13 protein-coding genes are annotated in these 15,796 nt (G+C 65.3%); 9 read left to right on the top strand and 4 right to left on the bottom strand.

Features of this window, described 5'->3' with window-relative positions; genetic code table 11:
- Positions 1–65 precede the first annotated feature (65 nt).
- The 7 genes from IQ16_RS15915 (at position 66) to IQ16_RS15885 (ending at position 6,791) form a co-directional block, all read left to right on the top strand.
- The gene (locus tag IQ16_RS15915) at positions 66–983 is read left to right on the top strand and encodes a D-2-hydroxyacid dehydrogenase family protein (protein ID WP_018641183.1); all 918 of its coding nucleotides are present in this window, start codon (positions 66–68) and stop codon (positions 981–983) included.
- 11 nt (positions 984–994) lie between these two features.
- On the top strand, positions 995–1,348 hold the full coding sequence (locus IQ16_RS15910) for a RidA family protein (RefSeq protein ID WP_018641182.1): 354 nt from the start codon (positions 995–997) through the stop codon (positions 1,346–1,348).
- A 129-nt stretch (positions 1,349–1,477) separates the two neighbouring features.
- On the top strand, positions 1,478–3,139 hold the full coding sequence (locus IQ16_RS15905; protein WP_018641181.1) for a thiamine pyrophosphate-binding protein: 1,662 nt from the start codon (positions 1,478–1,480) through the stop codon (positions 3,137–3,139).
- 3 nt (positions 3,140–3,142) lie between these two features.
- Entirely contained in the window at positions 3,143–4,408 is a 1,266-nt protein-coding gene (locus tag IQ16_RS15900) for an NAD(P)/FAD-dependent oxidoreductase (protein ID WP_018641180.1), read from the top strand.
- A gap of 9 nt (positions 4,409–4,417) precedes the next feature.
- Positions 4,418–5,161: an aspartate/glutamate racemase family protein gene (locus IQ16_RS15895; RefSeq protein ID WP_018641179.1), complete on the top strand. Its 744-nt coding sequence runs from the start codon at positions 4,418–4,420 to the stop codon at positions 5,159–5,161.
- Between the two features lie 108 nt (positions 5,162–5,269).
- Entirely contained in the window at positions 5,270–5,974 is a 705-nt protein-coding gene (locus tag IQ16_RS15890) for a GntR family transcriptional regulator (protein WP_244635725.1), read from the top strand.
- 37 nt (positions 5,975–6,011) lie between these two features.
- The gene (locus IQ16_RS15885; protein WP_018641177.1) at positions 6,012–6,791 is read left to right on the top strand and encodes an SDR family NAD(P)-dependent oxidoreductase; all 780 of its coding nucleotides are present in this window, start codon (positions 6,012–6,014) and stop codon (positions 6,789–6,791) included.
- Positions 6,792–6,946: 155 nt separating this feature from the next.
- On the opposite strand, the gene IQ16_RS15880 is transcribed toward IQ16_RS15885, so the two are convergent.
- Genes IQ16_RS15880 through IQ16_RS15870 form a run of 3 tightly spaced genes read right to left on the bottom strand, consistent with a single transcriptional unit; the run spans position 6,947 to position 10,716 of the window.
- Entirely contained in the window at positions 6,947–7,741 is a 795-nt protein-coding gene (locus IQ16_RS15880) for an IclR family transcriptional regulator (protein WP_018641176.1), read from the bottom strand.
- An 18-nt stretch (positions 7,742–7,759) separates the two neighbouring features.
- The gene (locus tag IQ16_RS15875; protein WP_018641175.1) at positions 7,760–9,493 is read right to left on the bottom strand and encodes an FAD-dependent oxidoreductase; all 1,734 of its coding nucleotides are present in this window, start codon (positions 9,491–9,493) and stop codon (positions 7,760–7,762) included.
- An 8-nt stretch (positions 9,494–9,501) separates the two neighbouring features.
- Positions 9,502–10,716, bottom strand: a complete 1,215-nt coding sequence (locus IQ16_RS15870; RefSeq protein ID WP_018641174.1) for an ABC transporter substrate-binding protein — start codon at positions 10,714–10,716, stop codon at positions 9,502–9,504.
- A gap of 681 nt (positions 10,717–11,397) precedes the next feature.
- Between IQ16_RS15870 and IQ16_RS15865 the strand changes: the two genes are divergently transcribed.
- Positions 11,398–12,696 carry an MFS transporter gene (locus tag IQ16_RS15865; RefSeq protein WP_018641173.1) on the top strand — a complete coding sequence of 433 codons (1,299 nt, stop codon included), beginning with the start codon at positions 11,398–11,400 and terminating at the stop codon, positions 12,694–12,696.
- Positions 12,697–12,705: 9 nt separating this feature from the next.
- On the opposite strand, the gene IQ16_RS15860 is transcribed toward IQ16_RS15865, so the two are convergent.
- Positions 12,706–14,232 (bottom strand): hypothetical protein, encoded by a 1,527-nt coding sequence (locus IQ16_RS15860; RefSeq protein ID WP_244635722.1) that lies wholly within the window; start codon positions 14,230–14,232, stop codon positions 12,706–12,708.
- A 195-nt stretch (positions 14,233–14,427) separates the two neighbouring features.
- Between IQ16_RS15860 and IQ16_RS15855 the strand changes: the two genes are divergently transcribed.
- The gene (locus IQ16_RS15855; protein WP_018641171.1) at positions 14,428–15,777 is read left to right on the top strand and encodes an ABC transporter substrate-binding protein; all 1,350 of its coding nucleotides are present in this window, start codon (positions 14,428–14,430) and stop codon (positions 15,775–15,777) included.
- The last annotated feature ends 19 nt before the right edge of the window (positions 15,778–15,796 follow it).

Raw genomic sequence — 15,796 nt, 5'->3', positions numbered from 1 at the left:
AAAATTGCGTGAGACCCGGCCGGCTCGCGGTCCGGTCTGCGATCCGGGATGAGAGGAGAAAGTCTGTGCGTGCTGTTTTCGTCGATGCCAACGACACGCTGGCCGCGGTCACCGAGAAGCTGCTGGGTGCGGTCAATCTGCCTGTCAGCATCAACCGCAATCCCTCCATCAAGCCCGACGACCTGCCCGGCCTGATCGGCGATGCCGAGATCATGATCGTGGATCACACCGCGGTGCCGACGGAGATTGCCGGGAAGTGCAAGGCGCTGAAGCATGTCGTCTTCCTCGGCACCGGCGCGCGCAGCTACATGAACCCGGAAGAGCTTAGCCAGCGCGGCATCTCCGTGCACACCATCAAGGGCTATGGCGACACCGCGGTTGCCGAATGCGCGATCGCGCTGATGTGGGCCTCCGCGCGAAATTTCGGCGAGATGGACCGCGGCATGCGCGAGGGCAACTGGCTGCGCCGTGACGCGATGCAGCTCACCGGCAAGACGCTCGGCCTGATCGGTTTCGGCGGCATCGCGGCGGAAACGGCACGCATGGCGGCCGGCTGCGGCATGAAAGTGATCGCCTGGAACAGGACGCCAAAGACGCATCCGGGCGTCGCGTTCGTTTCACTGGAGAAGCTGCTCGCCGAAAGCCATGTCGTCTCGCTGCATCTTCTGCTCAACGACGAGACCAAGGGCTTTCTGTCGCGCGAGCGCATCGCGCAGATGCGCAAGGGCAGCATTTTGATCAATACCGCGCGCGGTGCCATCGTGGACGAAGACGCGATGCTGGAGGCGCTGCGTTCAGGCCACATCGCGCATGCCGGTCTCGACGTCTTCACCGTCGAGCCGCTGCCGGCCGGGCATCCCGTGACAAACCTGCCGAACGTGACGTTGTCGGCGCATTCGGCGTTCCGCACGCCGGAGGCGAGCGACAACCTCATCGGCGCCGCACTCGATCATTGCCGCCGCATCATCGCCACCGGCAAGTAAAGGGACATCCCATGTCAGATATCACCCGCATCGACCAGAACGCCCGCCGCAGCCGCGCCTCCGTGTTCGGCGATCTCGTCTTCCTCGCAGGCCAGGTGGCCGACACCAAGACCGCCGACATCACCCAGCAGACAAAGGAAGCGCTGGCCAAGGTCGACGACATGCTGGCGCGCGCCGGCACCGACAAGTCGCGCCTGCTCAGCGTGCAGGTCTGGCTCAGGACCATGGACGATTTCGACGCCATGAACGCGGTCTATGACGCCTGGGTCGTGCCGGGCAACGCGCCGACCCGCGCCTGCGGCAAGGTCGAGCTCGCCGATCCCGCCTACCGCATCGAGGTGATCGCAATCGCTGCGCGCGGCTGACATGCGTGCCGATGCCGTCTGCACTGTTTGCATCGGCCTTGCACCTGATGTCCGCCTGTCCTACGCCACCTCGGAACAAAACTTGCGCGAAGCCTTGAAGCGCATCGCCAAAGCCTGCAGGGAGCTGTCATGACCATTCGCAACACCCGCACCGGGGGCCAGATCCTGATCGATCAGCTCGTCGCCCAAGGCGTCGAGCGCGTCACCTGCGTGCCGGGCGAGAGCTATCTGGCGGCACTCGATGCGCTGCATGACAGCCCGATCGACGTCGTGATCTGCCGCGCCGAGGGCGGCGCCGCGATGATGGCGGAGGCTTATGGCAAACTGACGGGCCGGCCCGGCGTCTGCTTCGTCACCCGCGGCCCCGGCGCCACCAATGCCAGCCACGGCGTCCACATCGCGATGCAGGATTCGACCCCGATGATCCTGTTCGTCGGCCAGGTCGATACCGGCATGCGCGAGCGCGAAGCATTCCAGGAGCTCGACTACAAGGCGGTGTTCGGTCCCATGGCGAAATGGGCCGTCGAGATCGATCGCCCCGACCGCATTCCGGAGCTGGTCGCGCGCGCCTTCCGCGTCGCCATGCAGGGCCGTCCCGGTCCCGTCGTGATCGCGCTGCCGGAGAACATGCTGACCGAGACCGCCGCCGTTGCCGACGCGATGCGCATCGAGCCTGCCGTGAGCTGGCCGGCGCCTGCCGATATCGAGCAGGTCGGCGCGATGCTCGCGAGCGCCAAGGCGCCGCTCGTCATCCTCGGCGGCTCGCGCTGGAGCGAGGAGGCCACCAAGAGCATCGCGCGCTTTGCCGAGCGGTTCGACCTTCCGGTCGCGACCTCGTTCCGGCGGGCCTCGCTGATCGATGCCGATCATTCGCACTATGCCGGCGATCTCGGCATCGGGCCGAGCCCGAGCCTGAAGGCGCGCATCGACAATGCCGACGTCGTCCTGCTGATCGGCGGCCGCATGTCGGAGATGCCGTCCTCGTCCTACACGCTGCTCGACATCCCGACGCCGAAGCAGAAGCTGATCCATGTGCATCCGGGCTCGGAGGAGCTCGGCCGGGTCTATCAGCCTGAACTCGCGATCCAGGCGACGCCCGCCGCCTTCGCCGCCGCCGTCGAGACGCTGAAGCCTTCAGGTGCCGTTGCCTGGAAGGGCGAGGCGGCCAGGGCGCATGCCGATTATCTCGCCTGGACCGACAAGGCGCGCGAACTGCCGGGCTCGTTCCAGTACGGTCAGGTCATGACCTGGCTGCGCGACCGCCTGCCCAAGGACGCAATCGTCTGCAACGGCGCGGGCAATTATGCCGGCTGGATCCACCGCCATCACCGCTTCCACAGCTTTGCCGCCCAGCTCGCGCCGACCTCGGGGTCGATGGGCTATGGCGTACCGGCGGCGGTGCTCGCCAAGCGGCAGTTCCCGGATCGCGTCGTCGTCGCCTTTGCTGGCGACGGCTGCTTCCTGATGAACGGCCAGGAATTCGCGACCGCCGTGCAGTACGACGCGCCGCTGGTTGTCATCGTCGTCGACAATTCGCAATACGGCACCATCCGCATGCATCAGGAGCGCGATTATCCCGGCCGCGTCGTCGGCACTCAGCTCAAGAACCCCGACTTCGCGATGTATGCGAAAGCGTTCGGCGGCCATGGTGAGCGCGTCGAGCGCACCGAAGAGTTTGCGCCGGCGTTCGAGCGCGCGCTGGCCTCCGGCAAGCCGTCGATCCTCCACTGCATCATCGATTCCAGGGCGATTTCGGTCGGCAAGGACTTTGTGCCGCAGGTAAAGGCGTAAGCGATGCCTGAAGGCCGCCACGTCGCCATCATCGGAGCCGGCGCGGTCGGCGTGATCAGCGCCATCGAGGCGCTGCGCGAGGGTCATCGCGTCACCCTGATCGATCCGGGCGAGCCCGGCGGCGAACAGGCGGCGAGCTACGGCAATGCCGGCTGGCTGTCCTCGCATTCGGTGATCCCGCCGGCAGAGCCCGGCGTCTGGAAGAAGGTGCCGGGCTATCTGATGGATCCGCTCGGGCCGCTCGCGATCCGCTGGTCCTATTTGCCGAAGGCCTTGCCCTGGCTGATCAAGTACCTGCTCTCGGGCTGGACCGCGGCGCGGGTCGAGAAGACGGCGTTCGCGCTGCGCGATCTCCTGAAGGACGCGCCGCTGCTGCACCGGAAGCTCGCGGAAGAAGCGGGCGTGCCTGACCTGGTCGAGCGCAACGGCGTGATGCATGTCTTCCCGTCGCGCGGCAATTTCGACAACGATCTCGGCTGGCGCCTGCGCAAGAAGGTCGGCGTCGAGTGGCTGGAGCTCAACGCCGACGAGATGCGCCAGCGCGAGCCGGAGCTGCATCCGCGCTACACCTTTGGCGTCGTGGTGGAGGAGGCGGGCCGCTGCCGCGATCCCGGGGCTTACGTTGCGGCTCTCGCCAATCACGCGATAGCCAGTGGCGCCAAGCATGTGCGGGCCAGGGCGACCGGGCTGAAGCTCTCCGGCAACAAGCTCGTGGCCGTTCTCACCGAGACCGGCGAGATTCCTTGCGATGCCGCGGTGGTCGCCGCCGGTGCCCGCTCAAAACAGCTCACCGCATCGGTCGGCGATCCCCTGCCGCTCGAGACCGAGCGCGGCTATCACGTCATGATCGAGAATCCCGAGTCCGGTCCGCGCAGCTCGATGATGGCGTCCGACGCCAAGATGGTGGTGAACTGGACCAACAAGGGCCTGCGTGCCGCCGGCACGGTCGAGATCGCCGGCCTCGAGGCCGCGCCGAACTGGAAGCGCGCCGAGATCCTGCGCAACCACCTCCTCGGCATGTTCCCGAAACTGCCGAAGGATATCCCGGCCTCGCGCATCAAAACCTGGTTCGGGCATCGGCCGAGCATGCCGGACGGACTTCCCTGCATCGGCCACGCGCGCGCCTCGCGCGACATTGTCTATGCCTTCGGCCACGGCCATGTCGGCCTGGTCGGCTCCGCGCGCACCGGCCGTCTCGTCGCCCAGCTTCTGAGCGGCAAGCCGCCCGAAATTCCGCTCACGCCGTTCTCTCCCGATCGCTTCCTCTGAGATCGCACCATGACCTATCCTGCCAACTCGCCTTCTCGCATTGCCCGCGGCGGCAAGGCCGTCTACGGCGCGCCGCTCGGCATTTTGATGCTGGAAGCGCGCTTCCCCCGCATCCCTGGCGACATGGGCAACGGCACGACCTGGCCGTTCCCCGTGCTCTATCGCGTGGTGAGCGGCGCTTCGCCGGAGAAGGTGGTGCTGAAGGGCGCGGCCGGCCTGCTGCCTGACTTCATCGATGCTGCGAAGGACCTCGTGCGGCTCGGGGCCGAAGCCATCACCACCAATTGCGGTTTCCTCTCGCTGTTCCAGAAGGAGATCGCGGCGGCCGTCGGCGTTCCCGTCGCGACCTCGTCGCTGATGCAGGTGCCGTGGGTGCAGGCGACCTTGCCCCCCGGCAAGCGCGTCGGCCTCGTCACGGTGTCGGGCTCGACCTTGACGCCGGCCCATCTCGAAGGCGCCGGCGTGCCGCTCGATACGCCGCTGGTCGGCACCGAGCACGGCAAGGAGTTTTTTCGAGTCCTGATCAAGGCCGAGAAGGACGACATGGACATCGCGCAGGCCGAGCGCGACGTGGTCGAGGCCGGCAAGGAGCTTGTCGCGAAAAACCCTGATGTCGGCGCCATCGTGCTCGAATGCACCAACATGCCGCCTTATGCGGCAGCCTTGCAGGCCGAGGTCGGCTTGCCCGTCTACGACATCTATTCCATGATCACCTGGTTTCATGCTGGACTGCGCCCGCGCGCCTTTGCCTGATTCCGGTTGTCGCAAAGCTCTGAACAAGCTCTGCTAAGCAGCTGTTTGGATTGCAATCATCCACACAGCCCCAGTATATTGGGCTGTGTTCGGGCATGAATGCAGCTGATGATGAGCAACGTGGAACTGGCTTCCGACAGTATCGTCGATCGCGTCTATGAGCAGCTCAAGGCGATGGCCGTGAGCTACGAGTTCAAGCCGGGCGAACGGCTCAACGAGGGTGAGCTGGCCAAGCGCCTTGGCGTCAGCCGCACGCCGCTGCGCGAGGCGCTCAACCGCCTCAACACCGAAGGCTTCCTGCGCTTCACGCCGGGCAAGGGCTTCTTCTGCCGCGAGCTTGACGCGCACGAGATCTTCGATCTCTACGAGCTGCGCAAGTCGATCGAGGTCGCCGCGATCCGCCTTGCCATCAAGCGCGCCAGGGACGAGGACATCGACGCGCTGCTGAAATTCCTCGAAGCCACCGGCCCCGATCCCGGCGAGCGCTCCTCGGTGGAACTGGTCGAGCTGGACGAGACTTTCCACGAGCGGCTGATGGGGATGTCGAACAATGCCGAGATGCTGCGCGTCTTGCGCAACGTCAACGCTCGCATCCGCTTCGTGCGCTGGATCGACATGGACCGCATCAACCGCTCGAATACGCAAGCCGAGCACCGTGCCGTGGTCGAAGGCCTGAAGGCGCGCGACGAAGAGACCTGCGTGTCCGTGCTGGAAAAGCACATCGACCGCCGCCTCGATCGCATCACCGCCGCGATCAAGGAAGGTTACGCGCAGATCTACATGCCGGCCGCGGCAAGGTCAGCGGCGAATTGACGCCCGACAGGGCGTCCTGTTTTCGGGAGGCGCACACATGAAGCTCAACGGCAAGGTCGCCGCCATCACCGGCGCGGCGCGCGGCATCGGCAAGGCCTGTGCGAAGAGGTTTTTGGATGACGGCGTCAAGGTCGTCATCTCGGATGTCGATGCGGATGGACTTGCCGCGACGGCCGCCGAGCTCGGGCGGCCGGATGCGCTGCGTACCGTCGTCGGCAATGTCGCCAAGCGCGCGGACGTTGATAAGCTCGTTGCAACCGCCGTGCAGGAGTTCGGCCGGTTCGACATCATGGTCAACAACGCCGGCGTCGCCCGCAACCGGGACATCCTCGAGATCTCCGAAGAGGAATTCGACGAGATCATCGGCATCAATCTGAAAGGCGCGTTCTTCGGCGTACAGGCGGCGGCGAAGCAGATGATCGCGCAGGGCGGCGGCGGGGTCATCATCAACATGTCCTCGGTGAACGCGCTGCTGGCGATCCCGGCGCTTGCGACCTACGCGATGTCGAAGGGGGGCATGAAGCAGCTGACGTCGGTCGCGGCCGTCGCGCTTGCCCCGCACAACATCCGCGTCGTCGCGGTCGGGCCGGGCACGATTCTGACCGACATGGTGGCATCGTCGATCTACACGTCCGAGGATGCCCGCAAGACCGTGATGTCACGCACGCCGGCCGGCCGCGGCGGCGAGCCGAGCGAGGTGGCCTCGGTCGTGGCGTTCCTTGCCAGCGACGATGCGTCCTACATCACGGGACAGACGATCTATCCGGATGGCGGCCGGCTGATCCTGAACTACACGGTGCCGGTGAAGGACAAGTAGGGGAAGGTCGCTCCACGCCTTCGATGTCGTCCTGGCGAAAGCCAGGCCCCATTACCACAAGACGTGGTTTGGCGAAGGCTCGTGGTCGCCAGCTTGGGCGACGACTGCTCCCTGGCGTAATGGGTCCTGGCTTTCGCCAGGACGACTCATAGAGCTCACTCCGCTGCAACGGTCATCCCGTAGCCAAGCCGTTTCGAGATACCACCGGCGCAATCGCGTAGCGCATGGGCGATCGGACTGTCCCAGCGCGCATCAAAAGTGCCTTCCGGGCCCATCGCGGTGATGACGAGCGCGACATGGCCGGAATGGTCGAACACCGGCGCCGAGAACGCGTTGACGCCGGGCAGGGGGTCCCCGAGCGCACGGGCGAGGCCGTGCTTGCGCACCTCGGTGAGCATGTCGGCGACCTTCGCGCCTTTTACCGCTCGCTTCGGATTGTAACCCACGCCAAGGCGGTCGAGGCCGCTTTCGAGCGCGGCATTGATCGTCTTCTCCGGCAGGAAAGCGGCAAAGGCGCGGCCTGTTGCGGTCTCCAGTAGCGCCATCACTGAACCTGCGCGCATCACGATGTGCACGGGCTGGCCGGGCTCCTCTAACTGCACCACGGTCGGGCCATGCGTGCCCCAGACCGCCAGCGAGACCGCATGTCCGATCTGGCTCGCAAGTGCCGCGATCTTCGGCCCTGCGATGCGCACGCCGGAGAGGCGGCGCAGGCTGATCAGACCGAGCTCCAGCGCCAGCGCGCCGATCTCGTAGCGGCCGGTGGTCTCGTCCTGCTCGATCAGCCCGATGCGGGAGAAACTGGCGAGATAAGGATGCGCCTTGGCCGGCGTCATGCCCGCCTCGCGCGCGAGATCGCGCAGCATCATCGGCTCGCCGCTTCTGGCGAGGGCGCGGAGCAATTCTCCGCCGACCTCGATCGACTGGATGCCGCGGCTTTCTCTCTTCATGCGCCTCCAGACGTTGGCTTACGCCGCGTTGCGCCTCGCGGCGCTCTCGGCGAGATGACGGCCGGCAATGTAGCCGAAGGTCAGCGCCGGCCCAAGCGTGATGCCGGCGCCGGGATAATTGCCGCCCATGATGCTCGCCATGTCGTTGCCGGCGGCATAGAGGCCGGGAATCACCCGGCCTTCGCCATCGAGCGCCCGCGCGTTCTCGTCGGTGACGATGCCGGCATAGGTGCCGAGATCGCCGATCACCATCTTGATCGCGTAGAACGGGCCGTTCTCGATCGGCGCGACGCAGGGGTTCGGACCATGCAGCGCGTCGCCCTGATAGCGGTTATAGGCTTTTGAACCCTTGCCGAAGGCGGCATCATGTCCCAACGGCGCGGTTGCATTGAATTGCTTGACCGTCTCGGTGAACGCCTTCGCATCGATGCCGGCCTTTGCCGCCAGCCCTTCCAGCGTATCGCCGCGCATGAGATAGCCGGTATTGAGGTGATGACCCAGCGGCATCGGGAAGGGTGGCACGCAGCCGAGGCCGTATTTGCGCAGCGTCTGGTGATCGCAGACGAGGTACGCCGCGATCTCGTCGCCAGGCTTGGCGGCCTTGATCATGGCCTGGACGAAGTCGTGATAGGAATTGCCCTCATTGGCAAAGCGCCTGCCGTCGCGCATCACCGCGATCACGCCGGGCTTGGCGCGGTCGATGAAGTGCGGCATCACGCCCTTCGATCCGTCCTTGCGCGTGGTCAGCGATACCGGCACCCAGGCTGCCGCGTTCGGCAGGCGGTCCTCGATGCGTCCCCCGGCGCTTTCCGCAAGGCGCAGGCCATCGCCGGTATTGCCGGTCGGGCCGGGCGAGAAATGCTCATTGCCGGTCGGTGCGTGCGGGAACATTTTCTTGCGCCGTTCGACATCATGCGGGAAGCCGCCGCAGGCGAGCACGACGCCCTGCCGTGCGCGAACGCGCACGTCGCGTCCCTCGTGCGAGACGATGGCGCCGGTGACAGTGCCGTTCTCCACGGTCAGCTCGCGAACGGGCGAAGACAGCCACATCGGAATCTTGAGATCGAGCGCGGACTTCGCAAGGCGTCCCGCGAGCGCATTGCCATTGGTCAGCGTCATGCCGCGCCCGTAGCGCAGTACGTCCATCAGATGGCGCGACAGGCGCTTGGCGACATAGACCGCCGAAGTCAGCGATTTCGTCACGCGCATGAAATGGATGATCTCCTTGCCGCTTCCAAGCATCATGCCGAACACGGTGAGTTCCGGCAGCGGCATGCCGAGCGTCTTGATCTGGTCGCCAAGCTCGCGGCCGTCGAACGGGCGCGTCACCATGGAGCGGCCGCCCTGGGCGCCGCCGGGTGCTTCGGCATGATAGTCCGGGAACACCAGCGGCATGTCGAAGCGCAGTGCCGTCCTGGTGGTGAAGAAATCGACGGCTTCGGGGCCGGCGCTGAGGAAGGCGTCGACGCGCGCGGCGTCGTAATTGTTGCCGGCTTCGTGCCGCAAGTAAGTGCGCGCCTGCTCGGGTGTTTCCTCGATGCCGTATGCCTTCGCCAGCGAGGTGCCGGGAATCCACAGCCAGCCGCCGGAGCGAGCGGTGGTACCGCCGAAGCGCGGCTCCTTCTCGACGATCAGCACGTCGAGGCCGCGGTGGCGCGCGGTGATCGCGGCAGACATGCCGGAGCAACCCGATCCGGCCACGAGCACGTCGCACTCGTAAGTCTCAGCTGCGTTGTGCTCGTTGCCGGTCATCGCTCACCTCACTTCTTCAGCAGCGGACATTTGGACTCGGAGACCGGACGGAAGGCGTCCTCGCCCTTCACGGTCTTGACGATATCCAGATAATCCCAGGGCTCCTTGGACTGCTCGGGCGTTTTCACCTTGGCGAGATACATGTCGCGGATGACGCGGCCGTCCTCGCGCAACTTGCCACCGTGGACGAAGATATCCTCAATCGGCAGCTCGCGCATCTTCGCCATCACCTTGGCGGGATCGTCGGTGCCTGCAGCCTTGATGCCTTTCAGATAATGCAGCACCGAGCCGTACACGCCGGTATGGATCATGGTCGGCATCACCTTGGTGCGCTCGTAGAACTTCTTGGACCAGGCACGGGTTGCCTCGTCCATATTCCAGTACGCGGCCGTGGTCATGTAGGTGCCCTGCGCGGCCTTCAGCCCGATCGCATGCACGTCGGTGTCGAACATCAGGAGGCCGACCAGCTTCTGGCCGCCCTGGACGAGGCCGAACTCGCCGGATTGCTTGATCGCGTTGTCGGTGTCCTGGCCGGCATTGGCGAAGGCGACCACGTCGGATTTCGAGCTCTGGGCCTGCAGCGCGAAGGAGGAAAAGTCGGCGGTGTTGGTCGGATGCTTCACGCCGCCGAGCACCTTGCCGCCCATCTCGTTGATGAAGCGCGTCGCGTCCTTCTCGAGCTGCTGGCCGAAGGCGTAATCCGCGGTGATGAAGTACCAGGATTTTCCGCCTTCCTTGATCACGGCGGAGGCCGTCACCTTCGACAGCGCGTAGGTGTCGTAGGTGAAGTGCACGGTGTTGGGGCTGCACAGCTCGTCCGTCAGCGAGCTCGCGCCGGGGCCGGAGAGCAGGGCGATCTTGTTGCGCTCGCGCACCATGTTGTGCACGGCGATGGCGATGCCGGAATTGGGGATGTCGACGACCGCATCGACCTTGCCGTTGTCGAACCAGCCGCGCACGATCTGCACGCCGACGTCGGTCTTCATCTGATGGTCGGCGCTGATGATCTCGATCGGCTTGCCGAGCACGGTCGGCCCGAATTCCTCCACGGCCATCTTGGCGGCCTCGACAGAGCCCGGCCCGCTGTTGTCGCGGCCCCAGCTCGACAGGTCCGTCAGCACGCCGATCCGCACCGCGTCGTCGGAGACTTGCGCGGTAGCTGCGGTGGTCATGGCAGCCGAAGTCATGGCCGCGAGCATGGCGCCGGCCAGAAACACTCTCATCGTCGTTCCCTCGCTTTTTATGGGCCGCTTGGGGCGGCGGGTTGTTCTGGCGACAAATTAGATAATGGCGAATTAGTTTGTCAATGGCGAATAAGAGGGTGGGGATGGGTTCCACGGGGCAGGGCTGAGAGCGGTGAGTTGGAATGTCGGTGCCCTCTACGCGGTGTCGTCCTGGCGAAAGCCCAGGACCCATAACCACAAGAGGCTTTGTTTCGGACGCTGTAGCCACAGTGCGTGTTTGATAATGCTGACCGGGGTAATGGGTCCTGGCTTTCGCCAGGACGACGATGGTGAGGCAGGATGCACATCTGCCTCACCACCGTCATTGCGAGCCAACGGGTCCGCGCGAAGCGCGGCCCGATGACAGGCTCCGCGAAGCAATCCAGAGTCTTTCCGTTGAGGGATTCTGGATTGCTTCGTCGCAAGGGCTCCTCGCAATGACGGATGTGGCGGCACCCGGCACTCTCGTGTCCCGGACGCGCTGCAGCGATCTTTGCGCTGCTGCGCAGAGCCGGGACCCATGCCGCAGGGAGTGCTCGAGGAAATATGGGCCCCGGCTCTGCAGCGCATCACTTCGTGCTGCGCAGCGTCCGGGGCACGAGAGCGATCAAATGCCTCCGCAGGTTGCAACCCTACCCGCGATTGGCCATGATGCCATCCGGAAATCTTTTGGGGCATGGCATGACGGCAGCAACGGGGGTCGCCGCGGCGACGGAGAGATCGACGACGGCGCATGTGGTGTGGGCGAGCGCGCTCGGCACCGCGATCGAGTGGTACGATTTCCTGATCTACGGCACGGCCGCGGCACTCGTCTTCAACAAGCTGTTCTTTCCGAGCTTCGACCCGTTCGTCGGCACGCTGGTCGCGTTCTCGACCTATGCGGTCGGCTTCGTGGCGCGGCCGATCGGCGGCGCTATCATCGGGCATTACGGCGACCGGCTCGGCCGCAAGACCATGCTGGTCGCGACCATGATCGCGATGGGGCTCGGCACCTTCCTGATCGGCTGCCTGCCGACTTACAGCCAGATCGGCGTCTGGGCGCCGATCCTGCTGATCGCCTTGCGCTTCGTCCAGGGCATCGGGCTCGGGGGCGAGTGGAGCGGAGCGGTCGTGATGGTGATCGAGCATGCCGGCAACCGCCGCGGCTTCTACGGCAGCCTGGTGCAGATCGGCTTTCCCGTCGGCGTCGCCGCATCCACCGGCATCTTTGCGCTGATGACGCAGCTGCCCGAGGCCGACTTCTTGAGCTGGGGCTGGCGCGTGCCGTTCTGGATCAGCATTGTGCTGGTCGGCGTCGGCTTCATCGTGCGGCTCAGGCTGGCCGAGACGCCGCACTTCAAGGAAGTCGTCGAGCGCAAGGAGGTGCTGGCGCAGCCGGTGCTGGAGGTGCTGCGCCGCGACTGGCGCAGCTTTTTGCTCGCGGTCGGCATTACCGTGTCGGAGGTCGGACTCGCTTATCTCCTCACCGTCTTCACCGTGGTCTACGCCACGACGAAGCTCGGCCTTCCGCGCCAGGTGATCCTGAACGCGGTGGTCTATGCCGCGATCGTCGAGTTCGCGACGTTGCCGCTCGCCGGCTGGCTCTCCGACATCTTCGGCCGCAGGGCGCTGTATCTCGCCGGCGGCGTGTTCTCGGTGGCGCTGGCGTTTCCGCTGTTCTGGTTCCTCGACACCAAAGAGCCGGCGCTGATCACGCTCGCGCTCGTCGTCACGATGACGCTGACCCATGCGCTGCTGTTCGGGCCGAAGGCGGCGTTCATGCCGGAGCTGTTCCGCACCCAGGTGCGCTACAGCGGCGCCTCGCTCGGTGCCAACGTCGCGGCTGCGCTCAGCGGCGGCTTCTCGCCGTTGATCGCAACCGCGCTGCTGGCGTGGGCCGGATCGTACTGGGCTGTGTCGGTGTACATCATCGGGCTCTCGATCATCACGATCATCGCGACCCTGCTGGCGCCGGAGACGGCGCGCGACGATCTGAAATAGCAGCTAGCGTCAGCGACAGGCCGCGGTGTCCGGCATCACCAGGAAGGTGATGCTGGCCGGCGGCAGCCGGAGCCGACCCGCAGGCGCGGTGCGCGCCGCAAGGCGCGGAAGGTCGTCGTTGGCGGCCAATCTCAGGGGCTCGCCATTCAATCGGACGGTCGCGCTTTGCAGGCGATCAGCTTGCAGCGTGTAGCGCTCGGCAGGGCCTGCCAGCGTCACGACGTGCGGTGCGTTCCGCGAGGTGTTGATGAGGAGCACGGAGACGCCGCCCTTCGTCGCGGGATGACAATGCGCGTAGATGTGAAAACCGGGCATCGAGGCGGTTTCCGTTTCGAGCACGGTCGCGCCCATCAGCCGCCGCCAGAGCAGAGCGGCCCAATAGTTCGGCCGCGGACGAAACGACCACTCGTCGAGCAAGCCGTAGTCGCTGGCCGCGAGCGTGTTGTGCATCACCACCTGCACGCCGGCCTTTGCCAGACGGCCGAGCTGGTCGAGATAGCGGAATGTGTCGAGGAAGGTGGCATCCCATGGATTGCCGCCGCAGGCGGCGTCCGCCGTCTCCGTCAACCAGATCGGCTTGCCCGGCTCGAACGCGTCGCGCAGCGCGCGGTAGATGGCGAGTGTCGCGTCCGTGCGGGCCAGCCAGTCGTCCGACAGGGTCTGCATCGGATCGTCATGGACGCCGCAGCGGGGCGAGAGCGTGCCGTAGTGATGGTAGGAGAAGCGATCGAGGCCCAGTCCCATTGCTGCGAGCAGATCGCGCGTGCGGATGCCGCCGGCTGACGGAGATGGGGAGTCGCCGACGGAGCCCGGGCCGAGGAGCAACGTCTCCGGCGACGACCGCCGGATCCACGTGCGAAAGATCCTGAAGTCGCGGCCATACGCCTCCGCGTCATATCCCGGCGGCGCGCCGTTGTTCGCCGCCAGCGTCGGCTCGTTCATGAACTCGGCGGCGGCGATGCGGCCGCCGAGTGAGCGCGTGGCATCGATGAGGCGCTGCGCCTGGTCCGGCATCCACACGCCATTTGCGTCGCGGCTGCCGGGGCTGATGGCAAAGGACGTCACGATCTCCGCATCGGCCGCGCGGGCGAAGTCGATGACGCCGCGCCACTGCGCGCGGCTGAGCACGGTATTGAAGCCGGCAGGCGGAGCGGACGGCGCGCTCTCGGTGTCCGCGACATAGGTCGCGTTCGCCCAGGTGCCGCTGATGCGGATATAGGCCGGCGACAGCGCCGCCGCGAGCTTGCGAAGTCGTGGGTTGGCGAGATCAATCGGAGGCCTGTCGCTATAGCGATCGTGCTGCATCCTGTCTTGCGCGTAAGGCTTCCAGAAACGCCCGCCCGTCACCTCCACCATCTCGATATTGTAGGATTGGAAGCGCGCATCGACCGTGCCGATCGCCTTCATGCGCGACGGTGCGATCACGACTTCGCTCGCGCACGCTGCGCGACCTGTCGCCGCGACGAGCAATGCGGCACCGATCATGCTGACGATGCGGAGGTTGCCGCATCGTCCGATCGCCGTCCCAGTATGCACGTCCTGATGCCTTCTTATGCGCGCTGCCAAAAGCAGATGCAGCGGTCCGATCCATTAGCCGCGTTTATATCGCGAATTTTTACTTCCAATTTTACTTCGCAAAAACTCAGCCATAGCCTCACGCGCAACTGATCACATCCGCGGCCGATCAGTGGCGATCGGGGCGAGCGTTCATCGTAACCAATGAGGGTTGCCATGTCTGACAGGATTAAGGGGACATCCACTTCCGATCCGGCGGGAACGGAAGCGGCACTTACGAAAAACCTGAGCCGGCGCACGCTGTTGAAGGGGGCGGCCGCAGTTGCGGGCGCAGCCGCCGGGTCGGACGCGATCCGCGGATTCCCGACCATCTGGGCGCAGGAGATCAAGGACATCGAGCTGCGCCATGTCGGTGTGTCCTATTCGGTGGTCAAGGCGATCGGCGACCAGGCGGCCAAGGATCTCGGCTTCAAGGTGACGATGCAGAACCTCGACACCTCCGCCGCCATCAACCGCTTCATAAGCCAGCCTAATACGGTCGATATCGCCGATCTCGAGGGCTGGCAGGCCAAGCTGGCGGCCAAGCGCGGCGTGATCCAGGGCATCGAGGTCAAGAAGATCAAGGAGTTCGACAACATCCTGCCGATCTTCACCAAGGGCGAGATCGACGGCCACAAGATCCCGCGCCAGGGCATCTCGCCCTATGAAGCCATGTACATCGCCAAGCCCGATGCGACCGATCTCAATGACGGCGTCACCGAATGGGCGACCTTCCTGCCGCAGGTCTACAACGCCGACTCCATCGGCTACCGCCCCGACCTCGTCGGCCATGAAGTGACCGAGTGGAAGGACCTGATCGATCCGAAATTCAAGGGCAAGGCCGCGATCCTCGACGTCCCCGCGATCGGCATCATGGACGCCGCGCTCTGCTTCGAAAGCGCCGGGCTGATCAAGTACGGCAATAAGGGCAACATGACCAAGGAGGAGATCGACTTCACCTGCAACAAGCTGATCGAGCTCAAGAAGCAGGGCCAGTTCCGCGCGACCTGGACCACCTTCGACCAGTCGGTGCAGCTGATGGCGGCGGGCGAGGTGGTGATCCAGTCGATGTGGTCGCCGGCAGTTGCCGCGGTGCGCGTCAAGGAAATTCCCTGCGTCTACGCGCCGGTCAACGTCAAGAACGGCAAGGAAGGCTATCGCGGCTGGTGCAACGGCATGGGCCTGATGAAGCATCTCTCCGGCAAGAAGCTCGATGCGGCCTACGAATATCTCAACTGGTACCTCTCGGGCTGGCAGGGCGGCTTCGTCGCGCGCTACGGCTATTACAGCCCGGTGCCCTCGACCGCGAAGAAATTCCTCACTCCCGCCGAATGGGCGTTCTGGTACGAGGGCCAGCCCGCGCCGGAGGTCGTCAACGATCCCTACGGAGTCGCGATGGAGAAGGCCGGCACCAAGCGTGACGGCGGCTCGTTCCTCGACCGCGTCAAGAACATCTCGTGCTGGAACACGCTGATGGACGAGGCCGCCTACATGAACAAGCGCTGGAACGACTTCAAGGTGGCCTGAAACCTGCTTTCCCTGACGA

The sequence above is a fragment of the Bradyrhizobium huanghuaihaiense genome (genome assembly GCF_007830635.1).
In the GTDB taxonomy this organism is placed as follows: Bacteria; Pseudomonadota; Alphaproteobacteria; order Rhizobiales; family Xanthobacteraceae; genus Bradyrhizobium; species Bradyrhizobium huanghuaihaiense.
This window is presented reverse-complemented; position numbering and strand designations above follow the sequence as displayed.